Origin of the sequence: Nocardioides flavus (ex Wang et al. 2016) (assembly GCF_014653115.1) — a bacterium.
Lineage (GTDB): Bacteria > Actinomycetota > Actinomycetes > Propionibacteriales > Nocardioidaceae > Nocardioides > Nocardioides flavus.
On the sequence record NZ_BNAD01000019.1, the window covers coordinates 44,062 to 50,964 of the forward strand.

Consider the following 6,903-nt stretch of genomic DNA (forward strand, 5'->3'; position numbering starts at 1 on the left):
CGTGCTCACCGACATCGCCTTCTGGGGGTTCGGGCTCGCCGCGGTGCTCGGCGGCGCTGCGGTCTTCTACGTCGACTCGATGGCGCGCGCGACGTACGCCCTCGCCCTGTCGTTCGTCGCGGTCGGGCTGCAGGTGCTCTTCCTGCAGCAGAACTACGTCGGCGTGGTGACGATCCTGATGATGGTCATGGAGATGGCGATCATGGCCGTCTACATGGTCATGTTCATGGGGATGAACCCGGCACTGATGCCGATGAGCATGGTGCACGGCAACAGGACCGCCGTCGCCGTCGCAGTGACCACGTTCCTGGTGCTCGCGACAGGCATCCTGATGGTGGACTGGCCTGCCCGCCGGGGCAGCCCACCGTCGGACGTCACGATGGCGTTGGGGGAGTCGTTGATGGGTCCGAAGATGCTGGTGATGGCGGTGATCAGTCCGGTGATGGTGGCCACGATCGTGGCTGGCGTCGTGCTGGCCGCGCACCGCACGCGCTACGACCGGTTGGGCGATGACCTGAAGCAGCGTCCGGCAGACGATCCTCAGCCGGGAGGTGTCGGTCGATGACCTTGGAGGCGACCCTTCTCATCGCCGCGGCGATCTTCAGCGTCGGGCTGTACGGCGCGATCTCTCAGCAGGTGGTGGTGATGGTGATGATGGGTTTGGAGCTCATGATCAACGCTGTCATCCTCGCCGCTGCCGGCGTCTGGTGGTTCCTTGCGCCCGACCCGACCGGGCAGGTCCTCCTCATGGTGATCATCGCCGCGATGACCGTGGAGATGGCGATGGGCTTCGCGGTCGCCACGTTGCTGCATCGTGAGCGTGGTGCCGACATTACCGACATGGCCACGGACCTGTCGGGGTGACCGGGCCCATGTCCGAGAGCGCTCTCTGGCTGCTCGTTCTGCTGCCCGCCGTGGTGGGCGGAGGGCTCGCCCTCTCACGGCTCGAGCGGGCGGCGGCTGCCGTGTCGCTGGCCACGGCCTTCACCACAGCCGCACTGTCGGTGGTGGTCGCCCTCGAACGGCCGAGGGTGTCGGTTCCGTTCATGGCCGGCAGCGATCTCGCCCTCGGGGTGGATGCGCTGTCGGCCTTGGTCGCACCGACGGTGGCGGTCGTGACCCTGCTCGTGTTGGTGTTCTCGGCTGGCGAGATCCGGGAGTCACAGGCCCGGTTCCACGGGCTGATGCTGCTCTTTGCCTCCGCCGCGCTCCTGACGGCGACTGCCGAGACGCTGCCCGCGCTGCTGTTCGCCTGGGAGGTGATGGGCGCGACGTCTTTCGCGCTGATCGGGTTCTGGTGGCGCGATGACCACCGAGTGTCCGCGGGCATCACGGCGTTCGTGACCACGCGCACGGCGGACGTCGGGCTGTACGTCGCGGCCGGTGCGGCGCTGGCCGGTGGAGCCGGCCTGGCGCTGGGCGACCTGCCGGTGAGCAGCGAGGGGTGGCGCCACGTGGTCGCGGCGGGTGTCCTGGTCGCAGCGCTCGGCAAGGCGGCCCAGCTGCCGTTCTCGTTCTGGCTCTCGCGCGCGATGGAGGGTCCGAGCCCGGTCAGTGCGCTGTTGCACTCCGCGGCGATGGTCGCGATGGGTGGCTACCTGCTGCTGCGCACCGAGCCGCTGTTGGCCTCGACGGGCTGGGCTGCGCCGGCTGCTGCGTGGGTGGGCGCGCTCACCGCGCTGCTGCTCGGCGCCGTCGCCGTGGCGCAGCAGGACCTCAAGCAACTCCTCGCCGCCTCCACCTCCGCCCAGCTCGGGTTCGTGGTCATGGGCGCCGGGCTGGCCTCGGTGAGCGGGGGAGCGGCACACCTCGTCGCACACGCCTCGACCAAGGCGCTGCTCTTCCTCGCCGCCGGGGCCTGGCTCACCGCGCTCGGCACCAAGCAGCTCTCCGGCCTGCGCGGCGTAGCTCGGAGGTGGCGACTGGTCGGCTGGGCCGCCACCGCCGGAGCGCTGTCCCTCGCGGGCGTAGCCCCGCTGGCACTGTGGGCGACCAAGGACGCGGTCCTCGCCGCGGCGCTGGCGGAGTCACCGTGGCTCTACGCCATCGGCCTCGCCGCGGCCGCGCTGTCGGCGGCCTACGCCGGCAAAATCCTGGTGATCCTGTGGCGACAGCTGCCCGAGCGGGAGCATGCCGAGGTCGAGGCGCATCTCGACAAGGAGGAGCCGGGCACCCGCCACGTCGGCATGCTGGAGCAGGCGCCGCTGGTCGCCCTCGCGCTCGGCGCAGTGGTCCTCGGAGTGCTCGCGCTGCCGCCGTTCGGCGACACGATCGCCCGTGCACTCGGCGAGGAGCCGCTCCACCCGACGCCCCTGGAGATGGCCGCGTCGGTCGTGATCGCACTGGGGGTGCTGGCGCTCGTGTGGTGGCGTCCGGTGCCGGAGCCGGGCTGGGCCCTGTCCTGGCTGGGCCTCGAGCGCGCAACACAGGCCCTCGTCGTACGCCCGACCCTCGCGCTGGCAGAGGCGCTGGCGCGCTTCGACGACCGCGTCCTGGACCGTGGCGTGGCCGGGTCCGCCGCGGCCGCGCTCGGTCTGGCGCGTCGGGCAGCGACCTTCGACGACCGGGTGCTGGACGGTGCGGTCGAGGCAACGTCCCGGGCGTCCTTGTGGGCCGCGGCTGGTGCGGCACGAAACGACGACCGGTGGTTCGATGGGGCGGTCGAGGGGCTCGCTGCGCAGCTGCGCCGCCTTGGCCGGCTCGCACGTCGTCCGCAGACCGGCCAGCTGCACCACTACTACATCCAGGCCGTCGCGGTGCTCGCGATCGGCGTCCTGCTCCTTGTCACGGTGAGGTGAACGTGCTCAGTCTGATCGTCTTCCTGCCCCTGGCTGCCGCTCTGGCCCTGCTCGCGCTTCCGCGGCTCGGCGCCGCGGCCGCACGGTGGACCTGGGTCGCGGTCGCAGCCGCCGACCTCGCCCTCGTGGTCGCGGCGTGGCTGCGCTACGAGACGCCCACGGCCGGACGACTCGCCTTCGAGGAGCAGGCCGAGTGGATCCCCGGCGTGAACAGCAGCTACCACCTCGGCGTCGACGGGCTGTCCCTGCCGCTGATCGCGATGACCGCGGTGATCTTCCTGGCCTGCGCGATCTTCGCGCTGCGCGAGACCGACCGCCCGCGTCTCCAGGCTGCGCTGTTCCTCTTCCTGCAGAGCGTCAGCATGGGCCTGTTCGTCGCCGCCGACCTGATCCTCTTCTTCGTCTTCTTCGACCTCTCGATCGTCGGCATGTACTTCGTGATCGCCGGCTGGGGACACGGCAACGCCGCCCGGTCGGCGATGAAGTTCTTCCTCTACACGTTTCTGGGCTCCCTGGCCCTGCTCGTCGGGTTCATCGGCCTCTACATCGCCGCCGACCCGCACACCTTCGACATGGTCGAGCTGGCCGAGCAGACCCCGCTCGCCGGGTCGTCGCTGGCCGGTGGGCTGGTGCTGGCCGCGATCCTGATCGGGCTGGCGGTGAAGACACCGACCGTGCCGTTCCACACCTGGCTGCCGCCGGCCCACACGGACGCGCCGGCGATCGGCTCGGCGGTCCTGGCGGGCGTGCTGCTGAAGATGGGCACCTACGGGTTCGTGCGGATCGCGATGCCGATGCTGCCCGAGGCGTGGCGGGACTGGGCGTGGGTGATCATCGTCGTCGGCATCGTCTCTGTCGTGTACGGCGCGCTGGTGGCGCTGGCCCAGACGAACTTCAAGCGGATGGTCGCCTACACGTCGGTGAACCACATGGGCTACATCGTCCTCGCCGTCGGCGCCGCGGGGCTCGTAGCCGACGACACCGCGCAGGCCCGGTCCGTCGCGGTCACCGGTGCCGTCACGCAGATGGTCAGCCACGGCCTGATCACCGGTGCGCTGTTCCTCCTCGCCGGGGTTCTCCAGGACCGGGCAGCGACCTATGACATGGACTCCTACGGCGGCCTGGCCGGACCCGCGCCCCGGCTCGCCGCGTTCTTCGCCGTCGGCGCATTCGCCTCCCTGGGCCTTCCTGGGCTGTCCGGCTTCATCGCGGAGTTCCAGATCTTCACCGGCAGCATCGCCGCCGCCCCCGTCACGGCCATCGCGCTCGTGGGCATCCTCCTCACCGCGGCGCTTTTCCTCCGCGCGCTGCAGCGGATCTTCACCGGCGAGACCCGCGGCCGCTCGGTCGGCTTCACCGACCTGCGCGCCGCCGAGGTCTGGTCGGTCGGCCCGCTGCTGGTGCTCTCCCTGCTCATCGGAGTGTTCCCCCGACCGCTGCTCGCCGTGATCGAGCCCGCGGCCGAGGTCGTCGTCGAGCTCGTCGGAAGGTAGGGCCGTGGGCTCCGACATGGCCATGCGGCCGCTCCTACTCCTGCCGGAGATCGTGCTGTTCCTCGGCGGGCTCGCGGTCCTGGTCAGTGGGTCCTTCCTCCCGCGGACGCGCCAGTGGGTCACCCGCGTCATCGCCGCGGTCGCGCTGGTCGCCGCCGCCATCCTGGCCGTGGTCGACCTCCCCGGCCCGGCCCAGCCGGCGATGGAGGGCACCTTCACCGTCGACACCGCCACCGGGGTGGCGCGGATCGTCGCCGCCCTCGGCACGCTGATCGTCCTCGCGCTGGCCTCCGACGAGATCGCCGGCTCGCCACGGGAGAGCGAGACCTACGCACTGCTGCTGTTCTCGACCACCGGCACGCTCGTCCTCGCCGGCGCCGACGACCTGCTCGTCGTAGTGGTCGGGTTCCTGCTCGCGAGCATCCCGCTCTACGGCCTGATCGGCATCGCGCGCACCCCCCGCGGGGCCGAGGCGGCCATGAAGACCTACCTGCTCGGTGCCCTGTTCGGCATCCTCCTGCTGCTCGGGGTCACGCTGCTCTACGGAGTCTCCGCGACCACGTCGTACGCAGACCTCACCGACCGACTTGCTGAGGCGCCGCAGGGCGTGGTCGCGGCGGGCGTCGTGGCGGTGCTGGGTGGCTTGATGTTCAAGGCCGGCGGTGTCCCGGGGCACTTCTGGGTCCCCGATGCCGCCGAGGGTGCGGGCGGGGCGGTCGCGGCCTTCCTCACCACCGTGCCCAAGATCGGCGCGATGCTCGCCGCCTACAGGCTCATCGCCATGCTCCCCGACACCCTCGCCTGGCCGCTGCTGGTCGCCGTCCTCGCGGTCGCCAGCATGACGCTCGGCAACCTTGCCGCCTACTGGCAAACCGACCCCCGGCGCCTGCTCGGCTGGTCCACGGTCAGCCAGGTCGGCTACCTCCTCGTGCCGGTCGCCGTCGCCGGGCGCAGCGACCTAGCCCTGCCCTCCCTGCTGCTCTACCTCGCCGGCTACACCGTCACGAACCTCGCGGCTTTCGCGGTGACGACCACCTTCCCTGACCGGCGCGACCTCGACTCCTACCGCGGCATGGGCCGAGCCCGGCCGTGGCTGGGCGCATCCCTCGTGGTGGCGCTGCTCGGCCTCGTCGGCACCCCGCCGACCGTGGTCTTCGCTGGCAAGCTCACCACCACCGCCGCCGCCTGGGACGGCGGACTTGCCTGGCTGGCCGTGCTGGTTTTCGTCAACACCGTGATCAGCCTCTTCTACTACCTCCGGTGGATCGCACCCGTCTACGGCCGAGTGGAGCCACCCGCGCCAACCCCGCCAGGGGCGTTCGTCGCTGCTACCTGGTCGCCGACGACGGCGGTGGTGACCGCCGGTCTAAGCCTTGCGCTCGGCATCGGAGCCGGCGCCCTCTGGAGTGTCTTCTCGGTCTGACCGGCATCCGCAGATGGAGAACCAGCTGCCACGCGCCGGAGCGTCAGCCTGGCCCTGGTCATCCTGCGTGGGGAACGAATCCGTGGTCGGCGCTGTACGACGCAAGCACATCCGGTGCCGCGGACCCGGTCTTGAGGTAGGCATGGTCCAGACGCAAGGCGAGGCTGTCGACGGCTGCCGCGAGCATGGCCGCCGACAGGCGTACCTCTTGTGAAGGTGACCTCTTTCCGGCGTCCGCGAGTTCCAAGGCGTAGGGGAGGGTTGCCGCCAGCGACAGTTCTTCCTCTTCCTCCACGAAGTAGTAGGACTCGGCGTACTGCATGAGGTCCGTCTCGGCTTGGATCACGCCTTCAGTCACGGCGTCGAGCATGCGGCTGACGATGGACGGTTCTCCACCTGCTACGACGTCCGTGGAGTGGCTTGACTGCAGAATGTCCAGACGCTTCGCAATGGACCGCCGCCTACCCAGAGCGGGATACACCTGCAGGATCCAGGAGATGGCGGCGGTCAAGAGGACGAACCCGAGCAGCGCCTCGAACGGTGTCAGCAGTCGCAGGGCGGGGTCGGCGGGGGTGATGTCGCCGAAGCCGAGCGTGGCGACGGTGACCAAGGACAGATATAGCGCAGCCAAGACATCGGACGACTCCTCGGGCCGCAATGCAGACCCGAAGTAGAAACCCTGCTGCATGTGAGGCAGATACACCAGCGTCCAACCGACGACCACCAAGCCAGTCCACAACATGACGGTTCCGAGGATTCCGAACGGCCCGGCGAGATGCCGCGTGTGACTGGGCAGCACACGCTTGGTGGCCCCCCAGACGACCTGGAACACCGAATGAGCGATGCGGCCGAATCCGCCCGGGTGCCACAGCGTGTGGAATATGTCCCACAGCGCCACCAAGACAACGAGGAGGCCTGCCGAGCTAATGATCCATCCCATCCGGGCGACTTTAGTGCCAACGGCGGGGGGCTCGGATCGGCGGTGTAGTGGGACGCCGGCCACGATCGGTCCGACTTCACCGTGCGTGACGCCGCAGTCACCGTGTCCGCGTCGGTGCCCGAAGTTGAGTCCCCGATAGTGGTGTAGCGCGGTCGTCGAGGTCGTCCCCGGCGTGTACGTCGGACGCAGGCGCGGCCACCGCGTGATCCTTCGAGTCAACCTTCTACCGAATCCTCGAGGACCATCACG

6 protein-coding genes are annotated in these 6,903 nt (G+C 70.0%); 5 read left to right on the forward strand and 1 reads right to left on the reverse strand.

All coding sequences use genetic code 11. From position 1 onward, the window contains the following. Nucleotide 1: 1 nt before the first annotated feature. Genes IE200_RS19115 through IE200_RS19135 form a run of 5 tightly spaced genes read left to right on the forward strand, consistent with a single transcriptional unit; the run spans nucleotide 2 to nucleotide 5,714 of the window. Nucleotides 2–565, forward strand: a complete 564-nt coding sequence (locus IE200_RS19115; protein ID WP_191281077.1) for an NADH-quinone oxidoreductase subunit J — start codon at nucleotides 2–4, stop codon at nucleotides 563–565. Beyond that, nucleotides 562–864, forward strand: coding sequence for an NADH-quinone oxidoreductase subunit NuoK (locus IE200_RS19120; RefSeq protein ID WP_191281078.1), 303 nt, complete (start codon nucleotides 562–564; stop codon nucleotides 862–864). Before IE200_RS19115 ends, IE200_RS19120 begins: the two co-directional genes overlap by 4 nt. Nucleotides 865–872: 8 nt before the next feature. Then, a complete protein-coding gene (locus IE200_RS19125; RefSeq protein ID WP_191281079.1) occupies nucleotides 873–2,798 on the forward strand; it encodes a proton-conducting transporter transmembrane domain-containing protein in 1,926 nt (641 codons plus the stop codon). Nucleotides 2,799–2,800: 2 nt separating this feature from the next. Continuing rightward, complete coding sequence (locus IE200_RS19130; protein WP_191281080.1) at nucleotides 2,801–4,291, forward strand: complex I subunit 4 family protein; 1,491 nt, start codon at nucleotides 2,801–2,803, stop codon at nucleotides 4,289–4,291. A 4-nt stretch (nucleotides 4,292–4,295) separates the two neighbouring features. Continuing rightward, nucleotides 4,296–5,714, forward strand: a complete 1,419-nt coding sequence (locus tag IE200_RS19135; RefSeq protein WP_229856840.1) for an NADH-quinone oxidoreductase subunit N — start codon at nucleotides 4,296–4,298, stop codon at nucleotides 5,712–5,714. A gap of 58 nt (nucleotides 5,715–5,772) precedes the next feature. Here the strand turns inward: IE200_RS19135 and IE200_RS19140 are convergent, their stop codons facing one another. Continuing rightward, nucleotides 5,773–6,654, reverse strand: a complete 882-nt coding sequence (locus IE200_RS19140) for a potassium channel family protein (RefSeq protein ID WP_191281081.1) — start codon at nucleotides 6,652–6,654, stop codon at nucleotides 5,773–5,775. Between the last annotated feature and the right edge of the window lie 249 nt (nucleotides 6,655–6,903).

Bases quoted from the DNA above. Each gene is read 5' to 3' on its own strand.
- IE200_RS19120 (WP_191281078.1), top strand. From the start codon at position 562: ATGACCTTGGAGGCGACCCTTCTCATCGCCGCGGCGATCTTCAGCGTC.
- IE200_RS19125 (WP_191281079.1), top strand. From the start codon at position 873: ATGTCCGAGAGCGCTCTCTGGCTGCTCGTTCTGCTGCCCGCCGTGGTG.
- IE200_RS19140 (WP_191281081.1), bottom strand. From the start codon at position 6,654: ATGGGATGGATCATTAGCTCGGCAGGCCTCCTCGTTGTCTTGGTGGCG.